The organism is Paraglaciecola sp. L1A13, from assembly GCF_009796745.1.
Taxonomy (GTDB): Bacteria; Pseudomonadota; Gammaproteobacteria; order Enterobacterales; family Alteromonadaceae; genus Paraglaciecola.
Window position 1 is genome coordinate 2,643,266 of record NZ_CP047024.1, and the last position, 16,764, is coordinate 2,660,029.

Below are 16,764 nucleotides of genomic sequence, written 5' to 3' on the forward strand. Positions count from 1 at the left end.
GAATTATAAATGAGTAAAGTACAGAGGTGATATTGAGGAACGTTGACAGCTAAGCGCGTTTATACATAGGAATATCAGCAAGGTATGGAATAAGCCGATCGTTCATAACTTTGATTATTTCAAACTGCGACAATGTTTTGCTATTGCTTACGACAAATTGGTCAGAAATAAGCATGCACGTTGCCGTTGTGCCTTGTTGTTCTATCACGATGACTTGGCCTAATTCGCCATTATCATTATCGGCAGCCTCTAACATCGCCAATTGACAATGCACACCACTAGTCGACTGCGCCTTGTACAACCAACTCTTCATGCAAACAGGTTTATGAAATTTAAGCGCAGCGGTGGCATTTAATAAAACTTGCACCAACTGCCCTTCAGTCAAGACTAACCCACTGTTATCTAAGCTTTCAGCTAACGCCACATAGTGCTCGGTATCTTCAAGACTAAATAACTGTTTATCTGTAGGTAAATTAACTAAATTCTTTAACGCAAAAGGCACCACAAAGGTCAATGTGTGACCTAAGTCGAGACGCAGTTCATTATCGTGCGTATACCAAAACCAATTTGTATTAGGAAGTAGCATGATTCCTTAGCCTAGTTAGAATTTAATCCTTAAATAAAAGCTAGCATAGTTTACGTTGGAATCATGCACTTTTCGTCATACTTAAAGGTGATAAAAGAAGCCGATCAGCCATCGATCATTATAACGAATCTACGATCTCTTTTATTAATTTTGGACCTTGGTAGATCAGCGCCGAATACACTTGAATCAAAGGTGATCCGGCATCGATCCGAGCCTTCGCAGCAGACACCGAATCAATCCCACCCACACCAATGACAGGCGCCTGCCCCGCTAGCTGACGACATAACGATGTCACGATCCGCTGACTTTTGTCAGTGAGTACTGACCCACTCAGACCGCCAGCCTCCTCAGCATATTGCTGGCCTTTAACTGCTTCACGATCAAGTGTCGTGTTCGTTGCGATCACTCCATCGATCCCGACGCTCAAAAAAGAATCAACCATTGAGCTCAATTCAGAATCCTGCAGATCGGGCGCGATCTTGATAAGGATAGGAACATGCTTGTTATGTTGAGCCTTAAGCTTAATTTGCTCTGCTTTTAAGCCGCCTAATAATTGTGTGAGTGCATCACCATATTGTAAGTTTCTAAGCCCTGGCGTATTAGGTGACGATATATTTACTGTTACGTAACTAGCATGCTGATAAACCTTGCGCAAACAGATCAAATAATCGTTTAGTGCTTCGTCCTCAGGTGTCGTTTTGTTTTTACCAATATTGATCCCAAGCACCCCTGTGTAACGGGCCTTTTGAACTTGTTCTACAAGGTAATCAACCCCTTTATTGTTAAATCCCATACGATTAATAATCGCCTGCCCTTTTGGTAATCTAAACATTCGAGGTTTGTCATTACCCGCTTGCGGTTTGGGGGTAACCGTACCGACTTCTATAAATCCAAATCCCATCGCCGCGAAAGCATCAATACATTCTGCGTTTTTGTCTAATCCAGCAGCTAAACCAACAGGATTCTTAAAGTGTAAACCAAAGCACTCCACTGGTTTGTCTGCGATGCGCTGTTTGTAGGCCATGTTTAAAAAAGTATGCTGCGTGCGCTTAAGCCACGTAATCGTAAAGTCATGACTCCACTCGGCATCTTGGGTAAATAAAAATTTCTGTAAAATGGCATACATGGTGTTCGTTTTCCTCAGACAAAAAAAAGCCCCAGTGCGAAACCAGGGCGTTAAAGACCGTACGTTTAATATTACGCGTTAGCGTTTATGCTAAGCAACATTAATTCACGTAATGCGACTGAAAACTTCGCAAATTCATGAGTACTACTGGTTTTGAATTCCGACATCATACTATACCAACGCTCTAATAGAGCCTGATTATGTTCCATCCATGTGCCAAGTATCATTTCTGCATCATTATTTTTAGGCGCGCCAGTGAGTAATACTGTCGCCAAAGCACGTTGTTGCCAATCGAGTTCTTCTCGATATGACGCACGTGCTAATGCTTGCCAATGATTAGAAACTGTCTGTTTATTTATTTGTTCCAAAAACCAATGAAGTTCAAGACGTGAGCCAAGTTTGAAATATAAACTCGCAACCAGCTTAATACTGCGTCCTTCCGCTTTGGCGATTTGTGCCAAATCTAAACATGGGAACAAATTACTTAGGCTAGAAACTTTATAAGCAATATCATCCGGCACACCTGCATTGGTCAAGCGTGCGCAATTCGCTTCAAGTTCTTGGTACTCATCTTCTACTAAGTAGTCTTTAAGGTTTTTAAACAAATCAGCAAAAGTAGACGTGTAATTGTCGATTGCTTCTTGAATGCCCATAGATTTAACGCCGTGACGCAAATACCAACGCGAAGCACGACGCAGCGTGCGACGCATACTTTCAAGCATTGAAAGCTGCGTTTGTGCACTCACTTTATTGTCTAAGTCTTGTACTTCGGTCCATAGCGATTCCATTGAGAATATACCTTTAACCACGCAATACGCATTGGCTATCTCATCAATGTTGGCACCGGTTTCTTCTTGCATGCGAAAAACAAAATTCATTCCCATGTCATTAATTAAATTATTAGTCAACTTAGTGGCAATAATCTCGCTACGAAGTGGATGCTGTTCCATTTGCTCGGCGTAACGCTTTTGCAATACAGCTGGGAATGCGCTGATTAATAATTTACGATGATATGGATTGTCAGTAATTTCCGGGGTATTGAATCTTTCTTTTAACATCATTTTGCCGTAGGCAATAAGCACAGATAATTCAGGACGAGTAAGCCCTTGCGATGCTGCTAAACGGTCAGAAATCTCATCGTCAGTGGGTATAAATTCAATTTCACGATTTAAATTTCCTTCTTTTTCCAAATTATGGATAAAACGTAGCTGCTCTTTTAACTGACTGCCGCCACTCAATTGCGTAATAGAAATAGATTCTGTTTGGCGATAACAATCTTGGATCACCAAGTCACCCACATCGTCTGTCATCTCGTGCAATAGATTATTTCGTTGTTTGAGAGTTAAGTCTCCAGCATTAACCAAGGCATTGAGTAAAATTTTAATATTAACTTCGTTATCAGAACAATCCACTCCGCCAACGTTATCGATAAAGTCGGTATTCACTCTTCCACCATTGCGAGCAAATTCAATTCGACCTAATTGTGTGAGTCCTAGATTACCGCCCTCACCAATAATTTTGGCTTTTACTTGAGCACCATTAACACGCGTATCGTCATTTGCACGATCACCTACTTGTGAATGACTTTCTTTAGCACTTTTAACATATGTTCCAATGCCGCCGTTCCAAATTAAATCGACTTCCATTTGCAAAATATTATGGATAAGTTCATTCGGTGTCATGGTGAGCTGTTTAGTGCCCAACCATTTTTTCATTTCAGGGGTTAACTTAATTGACTTCGAGGCACGGCTAAAAACATCACCACCGGACGAAATTAAAGATTTGTCATAATCATTCCAACCTAACGAAGGGTTTTCAAATAAGCGTTTACGTTCTGCATAGCTGGCTTTCACGTCTGGTGTAGGGTCAAAGAAAATATGTAGATGATTAAAAGCACAAATCAACTTGGTATGATTCGATAACAACATTCCGTTGCCAAATACATCACCCGCCATATCTCCAATTGCAACACAGGTGAAATCGGTCGTTTGACAATCAACGTCCATCTCCCGGAAATGACGTTTAACTGACTCCCAACCACCACGTGCGGTAATGCCCATTTTCTTATGGTCGTAACCAATACTGCCACCAGAGGCAAATGCATCACCCAACCAGAAATTAAATTCCTCTGATATACCATTGGCAATATCTGAGAACGTAGCCGTTCCTTTATCAGCGGCAACAACCAAATAAGGATCATCTTCATCAAGACGCACGACATCTCGAGGATAGACGATTTCCCCATCGACGATGTTATCGGTGATATCAAGTAAACTACGGATGAAAATTTTATAACACGCTTGGCCTTCTTTTTGGAATGCTTCACGCCCTTGATTAACAGGCAAGTTTTTACAAACAAACCCCCCTTTTGCACCCACAGGCACAATAACCGTATTCTTAACTTGCTGCGCTTTAACTAAGCCTAAAATTTCAGTACGGAAATCTTCTTGACGGTCAGACCAACGCAATCCACCTCGCGCCACTTTGCCACCACGTAAGTGAACACCTTCAACGCGCGGGGAATAAACAAATATTTCAAATTTGGGACGCGGCAAAGGCATGTCAGGAATAAGCTCAGATAACATTTTAAATGAGGCATAAGACTTTTCGTTACCCTGAGCATCGCTTTGATAGAAATTGGTCCGAGTGGTAGCAAGAATAAGATCTAAATAGCGCCTAATGATACGGTCATCATCTAAGTTTGAGACGTTATCCAAATGCTTTTTCACTTCGTTTAACAGTGTCTCTTCGCGCTTATTCGAACGGCGCACTTTTGGATTGTAACGTTGATTAAACAACGAGGCCAAAATCTTTGCTATGTCAGGATAATGGGCAAGTGTGTTGGCAATATAATCTTTACTGAACGAGCTTCCGATCTGACGCATATATTTTGCATAGGCACGTAAAATAGTCACGGTTCGGCCGGGTAATCCCGCACCTAGCACTAAACGGTTAAAAGCGTCGTCTTCTAAATCATTTGACCAAACTTTCGCAAATGCATCTTGGAAAAGTGCTTGAGCACGTACCAAATCCATACGATTACTGGTGCTGTGTAACATGGTAAATTCCATGATCCAATTCATCTGACCATCACTGGATTTAACACGATACGGACTTTCTTCGATCACTCTAAGACCAAAGTTTTCTAACATGGGCAACACGGCAGATAAATGAATAGGCTCATTTTTATGAAATAGCTTTAACTTAACGACTTCACTGTCGAGAGCTTCTTCTTGTGGTCGGTAGAACAACATATCTAAAGTATGCTCTGCACTTAGTAATTCAATTTTTTCTAAATCGACCAATGCGGCGCTGGGCAAATTCTGCTCTTTGTAACTCGGAGGAAATGCATCTTCATATTTTTTCTCGATGACTTTTCCGGCCGCTTCACCATAAGTCGTACGAATGGTAGCCGTTAATTTATCGTTCCAACTCTTAGTCAGCTCGATGATATTCTTTTCAATTTCCTTCACGTTATATTCCGAATTGTTGTCTTTCACTCTGACAATGTATTGCGTTCTAGCATATACAGATTCTGAAAAGTAAGTCGTAAACTCTACGTCTTCTTGGCTATCAAACGATTTTTGTAGCAGCACCTGCGTATCTTTACGCAATTGAGTGTTGTAACGCTCCCGAGGAACATAAACCATACATGAAACAAAACGTCCAAATACGTCTTTGCGCACAAATAAACGTGAAATTCCGCGCTCTTGCATTTGAAAAATACCTAACGCAATTTGTGCGAGCTCATCTTCGCTACCTTGCAACAATTCATCACGGGGATAGGTTTCAATAATATTCAAGAACGCTTTGTGTCCATGTGAATCTTTATCGAAACCTGATTTTTGACAAATATTATCAATTTTATTTTGCAAGACCGGCACTTGTGTCGCACTGCTATTATAAAAAGAAGCAGAATACAGTCCAATAAAACGGTCTTCGCCAATCACATTGCCCTTTTCATCAAAACGTTTGATACCAACGTAATCAAGGTAAGCAGGACGATGCACACGTGAACGACTATTGGTTTTAGTGAGTAAAAGTGGATGATTACTCAATGCTTCTTCACGAGCAGACCCAGGAATATTTGACAATACCCGTTCGCGCTCGCTCACAGAGTTTTTCATTAATCCCAGACTCGATTCGTTGTCCGCTAACCAACGATAATCACCTTCAACGGCTTTAGCACTATATGAGCGATAACCCATAATGGTGAAATTATGGTCGTTTAACCAAGACAAAAACTTAATAGTTTGTGTTTTTTGTTCTACCGTGGCTGGCGATGGGTTATTTGGAAACGCTTTAATAATCACATCGAGTTTATCGCTCATTGCGTTCCAGTCTTGTACAGCCAATGAAACCTCATTAACAACAGACATCAATTCGTTAGCCAAGCTGTCTAAAGCTTTCTTAGTCGTTTGACGGTCAACCTCAATTAAGAAAATAGTTTCCTTATTGGCATTTTTAACTTTTTTATCGCCATTGATAAACCCGGTAAATTTATGGTTTTCATCACGCTGAATCGCGATTGGGCTGTGCAATAATAAATGAGCGGTTACGCCAACCCGGTTTAACGCCATGCGCACAGAGTCGACCAAAAACGGCATATCCTGTACTAAAATTTCTATTATGGTATGAGTTGATTGCCAACCATGTTTACCTACCTCAGGATTAAATACACGGATAATTGGCTTACTGGCATCGAAGTTTAAAAACTTATTCCACAGGCTGAGCGTCGCTCCGTATAAATCGCTATCACTGCGATTATCGAGATCATCTGTGGAAATATTATTGAACAAAATATGAGAAAAGTTTTTGACTAAGTCAACTTGTGACTTATCTACCTTTTTTTCAATAAGTTTGACTACGTTTTCTAACAAAACTGAATGCTGGTGTGTTGCAACCGTCATGTGTTTACCTATTCCTTACTTTTGTGGAAGTAACAGTGGTATTGAATCGACGCATTAACAATTTGTTACAATGTCAGTACCGTCGACGATATTGTATGAGACTAGACAATAGACTGACATATATACAGTTTTTCATCTATATGTGACTATTCTCGCTAAAATTGGCGACCATTAAAAGCCTTAAATTCACGCAAAATTTACAATTGAAATAGTTATCTGAATTTCGCTCATAAAAAAAGGCCATACGGCCTTTTTTATGCAAAATACTAAATAATTATGCGAAATTATTTTTGCTTGCGCCAGAAAACACTCGCTAAAGCAGGCAGTACGATAATGGCGCCCATCATGTTCACGATAAACATAAAGGTTAGCAAAATCCCCATGTCCATCTGGAACTTAAGCGATGAAAACACCCAAGTACTGACACCGACCGCTAGCGTAGCTCCGGTAAACAACACCGCACTACCTCGCTCTTTAAGTGCTTCGAAATAGGCTTGGCGTACAGGCATACCGGCTTTAAGTTTATGATTCATGGTCGATAAAATATAAATACCGTAATCCACACCAATCCCGACACCGAGTGCAATAACCGGTAACGTCGAAACGGTTAAGCCAATTTGTAGATACGTCATTAGCGCTTGTGCTAATACTGATACTACATATAAAGGAATAACCACTGCCAATGTAGCGCGCAATGACTTGAAGCTTATAAGGCATAATAAAATCACCGCCCCAAACACGTATAACATCATTGGATTTTGCGACTCATCAACGGCCTCATTTTGAGCCGCCATAACGCCAATAGGCCCTGACGCAAGTTTGAACTGTAGCTCAGGTGTTTCAAAATCTACCCGATACTCTTTTACCGCTTCCACCACGCGATTAATCGTCTCTGCCTTGTGATCCTTCATAAACAAGATGATAGGCATCACAGAACAGTCACCGTTTAATAGACCAGAAGAGGTATCGACCCGGGCAATATCTTGAACTAACGTTTGCTGATTTCGGGGCAAAACACGCCACTTAGCATTACCTTCGTTGTAACCCGCGTTAATTATTTTTGCCACCGACGCTAAACTTACCGCAGATTGCACACCTTCGATGTTACTCATGCGCCATTGAAGTTCATCAATTGCATTCATTACGTCGTAAGAGGTACACGCATCTTTGGTCGCCTCAACCAAAATAGACAAATAATCCGTACTGATTTCATACTTGTCAGTAATTAAAAACGTGTCTTGGTTGTAACGAGATGACTCATGAAGCGCGGGAGCACCAGCATGTAAATCACCGATTTTCATTTTTTGAGCTTGCATCCATCCGAATCCGAACAGAACGGCGGTAACGACCAGAATAACTACTGCAACTTTCGGGCTTGAGCACGCTGCAATCCAATCCCAAAATCTATCGGCTCGATCCTCTTTACCGGCAAACTTTTTCTTGTATTTATCACTGAACTTAACAAAAGACATAAGAACAGGTAATAACAATAAATTGGTTAAAATAATAACGGCGACACCCATACTCGCAGTGATGGCAAGTTCACGAATGATACCGATATCAATAACCAATAATGTCATAAATCCAATTGTGTCTGACAGCAAGGCTACGCCGCCAGGAATCAATAAAGTGGTGAAAGCTAACTTGGCTGCATTAAAGGATGTACTGCCCTTGGTAACTTCTTTACCGACTGAATTGATCATCTGAACACCATGGCTAATACCAATGGCAAACACTAAGAATGGCACCAGTATTGACATCGGATCGAGACCAAAGCCAAGTAGTGTTAATAAGCCCATTTGCCAAATTACCGCAATGATCGAACATAACAACGGTAATACCGTGAGCATCAAAGATTTGCAGAAGAAGTAAACTAAAACAGCGGTAATTGCGATCGCAATAGCAAAGAATACCAATACATCTTTAGCACCATTGGCCACATCACCTATCATCTTTGCAAAGCCAATAATATGAATACTAATATCATCGGTTTCAAATTGTCCGCGAAGTTGAGTTTCAAGTTGATCAGCTAGAGCTAACGTATCAAGTTTCTCGCCACTCTCGGGATCCAAGTCCAGTAATTTCGCAGTAACCATGGCACATTGATAATCATCAGACACTAAACTGCCGACAATACCCGCCTTTTCAATATTAGACGAGACCTTGTCTAAACCACGCTGCTCAGAAGAATTAAAATCAGCCGGAATAACGGGTCCGCCGGCAAAGCCGCCTTCTACAATCTCGGTAAAACGTGTGGATGATGAAAATAAAGATTTAACTAATGAACGGTCGATACCATTAATGAAGAACAACTGATCATGAACATCTTTTAACGTATCAAAAAAGTTTTGATTGAAAATATCGCCGTCGGTATCACACACAGAAACCAATATACTGTTAGCCCCACCAAAATCATTTACATGCTTCATGTAATTCTGCATGTACTCATGATTAAGAGGAATATTTTTGGTGAAACCTGCATCTAATCGAAGTTGTGACGACTGATAACCTAAAAAAACAGTTGCCGCTAAAAATACCAACAAAACAACAATGCGGTTTCTGAAAATCAAGGATTCTAAAAATTTAATTATATTACTCATGAACGGCTACCGTGCTTGCTGCAAATGTTTAATGCCGTCAACCGACACTGCGATTATTTGATTGTTGTAGAACACTCCGTTAACAAGAGTCTGCCCGTCGCTTCGCTGTTCGTAGTTAACGTCTTCACCTTGAAGGGTAACCACTGCGCCATTGTTGCCCAGTAAAACGGTGCGATTCTCGTCAACAGAAACAACGGCATTCATAGATGCCTTGCTGCCTGCATCAAGCGCTTTCCAATCTTGCTCGTCATTATTAAAGACGAACACATTACCGCGAAGCCCAGTAGCAATTAAATCACCGGATTGGGCTTTAGCAATATTAAAAAAAGAGCCGCGATAATCAATGTCCATGCGCTGCCATGTATGACCTTTATCAGAACTCACGGCCAGTAGACCCGCTTCGCCCGCTAAATAAACGTGCTTACCTGAAACGGATACACTGTTCAAATGTGGTAAGATTGCAGCAAGTTCTTCTTTATAAAATGCTTCATCTTCCAATCGAAGTTCATTTAAATAATCTTGATCGTCTTGGTTTACAAACTCTGCGTGCAATTCGCTGTCCCACGTTTTACCGCCGTCTTGGGTGCGAAGAAAAGCCCCATAAGCGCCAATAGCGATACCTTCATTTTTATCGAAAAATACTACATCAAGTAATGGCCGCTCTTGCTCTGGTGCGAAATTTTGAACTTCCCACTCAAGACCATTATTTTCAGTATGTAAGATAACCAAGTCGTGTCCCACCGCCCAACCTTGTTGGCCTATAAAATACACACCGGTTAATGTTGACGTTGAAGGTACCACTACTTGTTGCCATTTTTGCCCGTCAGTAGAGCGAATAATATGGCCCCGCTCCCCTACGGCAATAAGTTGTTCACCACTTTGGGTAATATCAAGTAATAAAGACTGGTCAACTAATGGGGCTTGAAAGCTGCTCTGAGCGGCTTGAACAGTTGATAAAGGTGCAAGTAAAACGGCAATCACTGCACTTGCAATGGATAATTTCATAGTAATTGGGTTCCATATAAATGAAAACGGTTGGCAATAGCCAACCGTTTTTTTACTCGATTAGCGTCTACCGGCTCGGCGCATAGCCTCGGGGGTAAATTCGCGATCATTTAAATCTGCATTAAACTCGTACATCTTTTCTTCATTATCGAGACCTAACGCAAGGTAACGACGAGAGTTTAAGTCATGATAAACATCTAGCGTTGACCATTGTGTGGGCACTTCATAGTAATTAATACCATGTGATATACCTACTCGATACAATTCATTGCGGTTATCATACATATCCGCAACTTGAATTTGCCAGCTATCTTCATCAATGAAAAATACACGTTTTTGATAGATATGACGGAATTCAGGCTTAAGCGTTGCTTCGACTACCCATACACGGTGTTTTTCAAAGCGGGTTAAATCTGGATTTATATGACCAGGCTGAAGAATATCTTCATACTTCACTTTGTCGCTATGTAAATGGTAGTTGTTATAGGCAACATACAGTTCTTTTTTACCTTTCAATTCCCAGTTATAACGATCAGGTGCACCATTGAACATGTCAAAATCATCTGATGTACGTAAACCATCAGACGCTGTTCCGGGGGCATCATATGCTACATTCGGTGCCCGGCGTACTCTGCGTTGACCTGTATTGTAGGTCCATGCTTGACGAGGTTCGCGTATTTGGTCCATTGTTTCATGAACCAACAACGCTGTACCTGCTAAACGCGCTGGAGAGGTAACACTTTGCTTGAACTTAGAGATAATGTTTTCTTCAAGTAGCTTTTCACGTGTGGCATCTTTAGCTGAATACTTCTGCATCAACTCTTCTTCAAAGCCTATGACGTTGTAATCACCAGATGCAGTAGGTCCAGCCTGACCTGCGTAGCGTTTAACACTTTCACCGCGATAACGTAAAATGTGGTTCCAAATAGTTTCTACCCCGTTTTGTGGAATAGGAAATGGAATACCAATCGCTGCGTTTTGAATACCATTTCCGCCTTGGATTAGCTCAGCCATAACCGCATTTTTAGCTGTTTCATCGTACACAAATTGTGGTAATGACGCAGAGCGACGAGTTTGATAAACCGGCATATTGTAGGTGTCAGGATAAGCTTTAAATAACTCTTTTTGACCATCAGATAAAAATTCCGCATATTCCTGATAATTTTTAGCTGTAATGGTAAACAACACTTTATCATCCGCAAACGGATCAGGATGGTGATCACCAACAGTATAGCCTGCTGGTAGTTCAGTAATACCGCCAGTCCAAGCAGGAATACTTCCGTCTGCATTAGCCGCTTTTACTGCGCCAACGGGCGTAAGTTCAGCGCCCAGTTTAGCCGCTTCAGCTTCTGATACCTTGGCTTGAATTAAGCCAGAATTAAATGTTAACGCCATTGCAGACGCGATGAGAGCAAATTTTCTAATCATAATATGGCTCCTTAGATAGAATACTTGATGTTAAAAGAAACGAAATCACGGTCTGAAAGAGCATTGGTTGTACCTTGACCACCCCAGAACGCGTTGTACGATGCCGTAGCCGACCATTTGCTTAGATAATCAAATGTTAAAGATGCACTGGCTGATTTTCTATCTTCAATAAATAGGAACAAAGGATCCGGTGTAATACCATTTACATCATGAGCAAACGTGGCTCTTGCTTGTAAGTTAATACCAGCGAAAACATTGTTGAACGATGCATTAGCAAGTAAACGATATCCCCACGCGCTAGACGTCGGGAACGGGTTTGTTTCTGGCCCATTGGATAGACCAACATGCAACCCTTCACGTGAACTTCCATCTGCTGTTGGTGCTAGCGACGGCGTGCGCACTGAACCCGGACCATTCAAACGAATAACATTAGGATCTGGGAAGTCTTGAATACTCACATACCCTACTTCACCTAATACCACCAAATTATCTGTACCCAGCGCAGGGCCAAAGATATGTGTGGCTGTTACTTGCATTTGAAGCGTGTCTGACTCTAGGTAACCCTTTGCCGTTTCACCTGGCCCAGTGGTAAAACCTTGATAACCATCAAGCTGGGAAATTCCAGCGAAATCAGGGCGTAAACCCGCAATCGCTAATTGTTGAGGCATAGCTGCGTACAATAATTCAACATCATCAAGCTGAAGTGGCTCATCAACGCGATAAGCAATTTCACCCGCTAATGCCGTTGTACCCACATTGGTGTTGAAGCTGAATCCGTAAAGCTTAAGATCTTCAGGGTACACAAAGCTCGTTTTGGTGAAGGCTTTAAGATCCGTAACGTTTTCTTTAGTGATTTCAGTAGTGGCTAACATAGCTAAATCAGCACCAATACCTTCTGCAGTAAAATCAGACGTTAAACCGGCGATTAGCGGTCGTTGGCTATGATAGTTAATCATGTAAAAGTTAAATTCAGTTTCGTTTAACGCCTCAGCGTAATAACCAATCTTAATACCGTATTGACCTTGATCGTCCGCATCTTCGTGGGCTCTGTCACTGAAACCACGTACAGCTACTTTTGTTGGATAAGCTAAATATGCAGCGCCGATAGCTGATGGATCAGCCCCTGATTTGAGTGCATCTCCCAAACCATTAAGACTTGATAATAAAAAATCTAAATCAATATCAGGGTTACCACTGAAGCCCAATTGGATATTTTGCGCTTGACCACCTTCACCGGCAAAATCATTGGTAGCGAAATAACTGCCCGCTTGTGGTAAACGGCTACGCTCCCACTCGTATTGATAGTACATGGATAAACTGAGGTTTTCGGTTAATCCAAATTGAGCGAACGCCATTCCCACGGGAATAAAGACTTCTTTTAATTCTGCCCCTGGTGCTTGTGCACGAGATACATCCACTGGGTTGGTTGAATTAATGCCATGCTGGATAAACGTACTTTCGCCCCAACTGACAACCTGATTACCCACGCGGAATGTAACGGGCATATCACCAAGATAGAAATCAGTGTAAAAATACGCATCTAATAAACGAACATCTGAACACAACTCATCACTGGCAGTTGACGATGCGCAAGGATCTTGCGTGGTGCCAGTAATTGGATTTTGCCAATCACGTGAGCTGTCTTTCATTTCAAAATCATAAAAATACATGCCGCGCATAAAAACGCCCATGTTTTTATATTGAATATCTAGCTCATGAACACCTTTAAACAGGGTTGAAAAAGGGTTACCTTTTTCATAATTTAGTGTGCCCAAATCGCCATTGGTCGAATAACCACCTGTACCCAAAGCCCATACGTCAGCAGAGCTGTATATTGGATTCGTTGCAGGGTTGTAACCCGACCAATCAAATTGTACACCGTTACTGTTGCCTACACGCGAGAAGTCGCGTTCTTCTACACGAATACTGGTTCCCAAAGAAAAATTTGAGTCAAAGGTCACTGACCAATCGCCATCACTCCAATTAGCGGCTTGCGCTGGTATCAATGCTGCGCCCACAAGGCCCATTATGCCTAATGCTATAGGCGACTTTTTAAACCCGAAGACTTCACGACTCATCCTTACCTCCCTAATCATTAGCACGAAGTGCTAACATAACATTCAATTAAACCACTCAAATTTAACAAAATGATTACACCAAAACGCTCCGATAGCAAGGACTAATCGTACCAGTATTTAATAGTACAAAGCCTTTTATTTCAGTTAGTTGTAGAATTGATTGTATAAAAAATAAACCATTTAGACTATTTTTTCTAGACTACTTATCTTATTAGTATCAGTGATAATTAAACGAAATCGGCCATGGATACCGTTATGTTGTATGAAAGGGCGTAAGTTTTTGGCGGGTAATTGCACGCGCTTGCCATTATCGGCAAGTACGATAACGTTTTGCGTGCTAGTAAGATAGAGGGGTTCACAGCGCTCATAACTGAGCGCTAAACGAAAATATAAAGTTTGCATTAGTGAGATGTGTAATTGAGACTCTTGCTGACTTTTTCGATTAAATCTTTACTTAACTCTTTGCAATCAGCAATACGGGCTAACTGATAACGCATAAGCTCTTGGCGTTTTTCATCAAACTTCTGCCATTGAGTCAGCGGTGTAATAATGCGCGCTGCCACTTGTGGGTTTACGCTATTAAGCTTAAGGATATAATCAGCCAAAAATTTATAGCCGCTGCCATCGAGGGCATGAAAACCAAGCACGTTATAAAACGCGAAACTACCCAGTACAGAGCGCACTCTGTTAGGGTTATCTATGCTGAACTTTTCATGGCTTAATAATAACGGTAAGCGCGCAAGTATATCGTTTCGTTCCGTATTCGCATGTAAAGCAAACCATTTATCAAGAACTAGCGGATCATGTCGCCAACGTGACTCAAACTGCTCCATTAAATCATCAAACTGTGCAATTTCACCATACTGAGCAGCTTTTAACGCCCCTAGGCTATCAGTCATATTATCCGCGTTAATAAACTGTTCTAGCAATAACTTACGTGACTGTGGCTGACCTGCCTGTACTAAATAACTCAAACTTAAGTTACGTAACCGCCTGCTATCAACATCGTCGGCAACATACTGATAAGGCACTCGAGCCTGCTTTTGATAAAGGGCTAACCATTTTTCGCCTAACGAACTGGCGATTAAATTTCGCACGCTACGCTGAGCATAATATAGCGATTCAACCTGTATCTGATCGACTTGCTGACTAAGCGTTTCAAAGCTTGGCAGGCTTAGCATTGCGGCCGCCAAGGCTGGGTTGGCGTCTGCAACGTCAAACATACCGTCCACTGCATCAAGCATACTATCGAGCAATTCATCATCGGGTGCATCGGGGGTGGTGGCTAAATTATGGATACAACGACTATACAGACTTTGACTGGCATCCCAGCGAGCAAAATCATCACTTGAGTGTAGAATAATGTTACTCAGTTGCTGATGACTGTATGCGTAATCAACCTTAACGGGTGCGCTGAAATTATGCAGCAACGACGGTGTTGGCTTAGTACTTAAGCCATTAAGTACTACCTCATGAGTTTTCTTGGTTAACTCAATCATATTAGCGCTAAGTTCAGGAACTGAATCATCGCGGATACTAGCGCCCTGCTCGTCTAACAATTCAAATTTGAACGGAATATGTAGATTGTCTTTATTTTTTTGATCGGCTGTAGGTGGAGTTGTTTGTTCAAAGCGCAATATATAGCAGCCCGTTTCAGCATTAAAGCTATCGGTTACGGTGACTTTAGGTGTACCTGACTGGCTATACCATAGTCTGAACTGCGTCAAATCTACTTTCGTGGCGTCTTCCATAGCTTGAACAAAGTCATCACAGGTAACTGCTTGGCCATCGAATCGAGCAAAATACAAATCCATGCCTTTTCTAAAACCATCTACGCCAAGTAAGGTATGCATCATGCGAATAACTTCTGCACCTTTATCGTATACGGTCACGGTATAGAAATTATTCATTTCTATTACTTCTTCCGGACGAATAGGATGCGCCATTGCACTCGCATCTTCAGCAAATTGATGTTCACGTATGATCTGCACATTTTTGATGCGATTAAACACAGGCGAAGACATATCGGCGCTAAATTGTTGGTCACGAAATACCGTCAATCCTTCTTTCAAACTTAGCTGAAACCAATCTCGACACGTAACCCTATTGCCGGTCCAATTATGGAAATACTCGTGCCCGATGACAGCTTCAATATTAAAAAAATCATCATCGGTAGCTGACTCAGCATCCGCCAGCACAAATTTACTGTTAAAGACGTTCAGACCTTTATTTTCCATGGCTCCCATATTGAAGAAATCCACAGCGACAACCATGTAAATGTCTAAATCGTATTCTAAGCCGAAAACCTGTTCGTCCCATGCCATGGCTTTTTTGAGAGATGCCAGTGCGTGGTGACCTTTATCAAGCGCGCCTTTGTCGACATACAACTCAAGGGCAACATTGCGTCCACTTTGGGTAATAAAGCTGTCGGTAAGTAAATCAAAGTCACCTGCTACCAAAGCAAAGAGATAGCTGGGTTTATTGAATGGATCCTGCCACTTAACCCAATGGCGGCCATCATCTAACTCGCCTCTGTCAATTTGATTACCATTCGATAATAAATGAGGATAGCGGGTCTTATCGGCAAAAATAGTCACATCGTATTTAGCGAGTACGTCAGGCCGGTCGAGAAAATAGGTTATCTTACGGAAACCTTCGGCTTCGCATTGCGTACAGTAAGCCCCAGCAGAAAAATACAATCCTTCTAGCGTTTTGTTCTCCTGCGGATTAATCTGCGTTTCGATACATAAAGTAAATTCGTTTTCGCTGATATTAAGCGTCAGTTGTTCATCAGTCACCACGTAATCACTTATGGTTTTATCGTTAAGCAAAACACTAATAAGCTGTAGACTCTCGCCATCTAGCACAAGTGGGCGCTGATGCTGTCCATTACGGGTAAATAAACATGTAGTGACCACTCGGGTCTGCTCTACGTCTAGATGGAATACCATATCCACATGGTGAATTAAGAAATCGGGAACGAGATAATCGCTGCGTTTTTTCGCAACAGGAGATAAAACCGACATAGAAT

At 41.6% G+C, this 16,764-nt stretch carries 9 protein-coding genes; all 9 read right to left on the reverse strand.

Annotated features, from left to right (window positions below; all coding sequences use genetic code 11):
- Window positions 1-49 precede the first annotated feature (49 nt).
- On the reverse strand, window positions 50-586 hold the full coding sequence (locus GQR89_RS11025) for a cell division protein ZapC domain-containing protein (protein ID WP_158770098.1): 537 nt from the start codon (window positions 584-586) through the stop codon (window positions 50-52).
- A 118-nt stretch (window positions 587-704) separates the two neighbouring features.
- Complete coding sequence (gene pyrD, locus GQR89_RS11030) at window positions 705-1,712, reverse strand: quinone-dependent dihydroorotate dehydrogenase (RefSeq protein ID WP_158770099.1); 1,008 nt, start codon at window positions 1,710-1,712, stop codon at window positions 705-707.
- 71 nt (window positions 1,713-1,783) lie between these two features.
- Window positions 1,784-6,622, reverse strand: a complete 4,839-nt coding sequence (locus GQR89_RS11035) for an NAD-glutamate dehydrogenase (protein WP_158770100.1) — start codon at window positions 6,620-6,622, stop codon at window positions 1,784-1,786.
- A gap of 284 nt (window positions 6,623-6,906) precedes the next feature.
- On the reverse strand, window positions 6,907-9,222 hold the full coding sequence (locus GQR89_RS11040; RefSeq protein ID WP_158770101.1) for an RND family transporter: 2,316 nt from the start codon (window positions 9,220-9,222) through the stop codon (window positions 6,907-6,909).
- A gap of 6 nt (window positions 9,223-9,228) precedes the next feature.
- The gene (locus GQR89_RS11045) at window positions 9,229-10,227 is read right to left on the reverse strand and encodes a YCF48-related protein (protein WP_158770102.1); all 999 of its coding nucleotides are present in this window, start codon (window positions 10,225-10,227) and stop codon (window positions 9,229-9,231) included.
- Window positions 10,228-10,287: 60 nt separating this feature from the next.
- Entirely contained in the window at window positions 10,288-11,655 is a 1,368-nt protein-coding gene (locus GQR89_RS11050) for a DUF1329 domain-containing protein (protein ID WP_158770103.1), read from the reverse strand.
- A gap of 11 nt (window positions 11,656-11,666) precedes the next feature.
- Window positions 11,667-13,733: a DUF1302 domain-containing protein gene (locus GQR89_RS11055; protein ID WP_158770104.1), complete on the reverse strand. Its 2,067-nt coding sequence runs from the start codon at window positions 13,731-13,733 to the stop codon at window positions 11,667-11,669.
- 180 nt (window positions 13,734-13,913) lie between these two features.
- A complete protein-coding gene (locus GQR89_RS11060) occupies window positions 13,914-14,135 on the reverse strand; it encodes a DUF2835 family protein (protein ID WP_006993987.1) in 222 nt (73 codons plus the stop codon).
- Complete coding sequence (gene pepN, locus GQR89_RS11065) at window positions 14,135-16,759, reverse strand: aminopeptidase N (RefSeq protein ID WP_158770105.1); 2,625 nt, start codon at window positions 16,757-16,759, stop codon at window positions 14,135-14,137. Before pepN ends, GQR89_RS11060 begins: the two co-directional genes overlap by 1 nt.
- Window positions 16,760-16,764: the final 5 nt, after the last annotated feature.

Excerpts from the sequence above, each read along its gene's own strand:
- GQR89_RS11025 (WP_158770098.1), bottom strand. The coding sequence starts at position 586 with ATGCTACTTCCTAATACAAATTGGTTTTGGTATACGCACGATAATGAA.
- pyrD (WP_158770099.1), bottom strand. The coding sequence starts at position 1,712 with ATGTATGCCATTTTACAGAAATTTTTATTTACCCAAGATGCCGAGTGG.
- GQR89_RS11035 (WP_158770100.1), bottom strand. The coding sequence starts at position 6,622 with ATGACGGTTGCAACACACCAGCATTCAGTTTTGTTAGAAAACGTAGTC.
- GQR89_RS11040 (WP_158770101.1), bottom strand. The coding sequence starts at position 9,222 with ATGAGTAATATAATTAAATTTTTAGAATCCTTGATTTTCAGAAACCGC.
- GQR89_RS11045 (WP_158770102.1), bottom strand. The coding sequence starts at position 10,227 with ATGAAATTATCCATTGCAAGTGCAGTGATTGCCGTTTTACTTGCACCT.
- GQR89_RS11050 (WP_158770103.1), bottom strand. The coding sequence starts at position 11,655 with ATGATTAGAAAATTTGCTCTCATCGCGTCTGCAATGGCGTTAACATTT.
- GQR89_RS11055 (WP_158770104.1), bottom strand. The coding sequence starts at position 13,733 with ATGAGTCGTGAAGTCTTCGGGTTTAAAAAGTCGCCTATAGCATTAGGC.
- GQR89_RS11060 (WP_006993987.1), bottom strand. The coding sequence starts at position 14,135 with ATGCAAACTTTATATTTTCGTTTAGCGCTCAGTTATGAGCGCTGTGAA.
- pepN (WP_158770105.1), bottom strand. The coding sequence starts at position 16,759 with ATGTCGGTTTTATCTCCTGTTGCGAAAAAACGCAGCGATTATCTCGTT.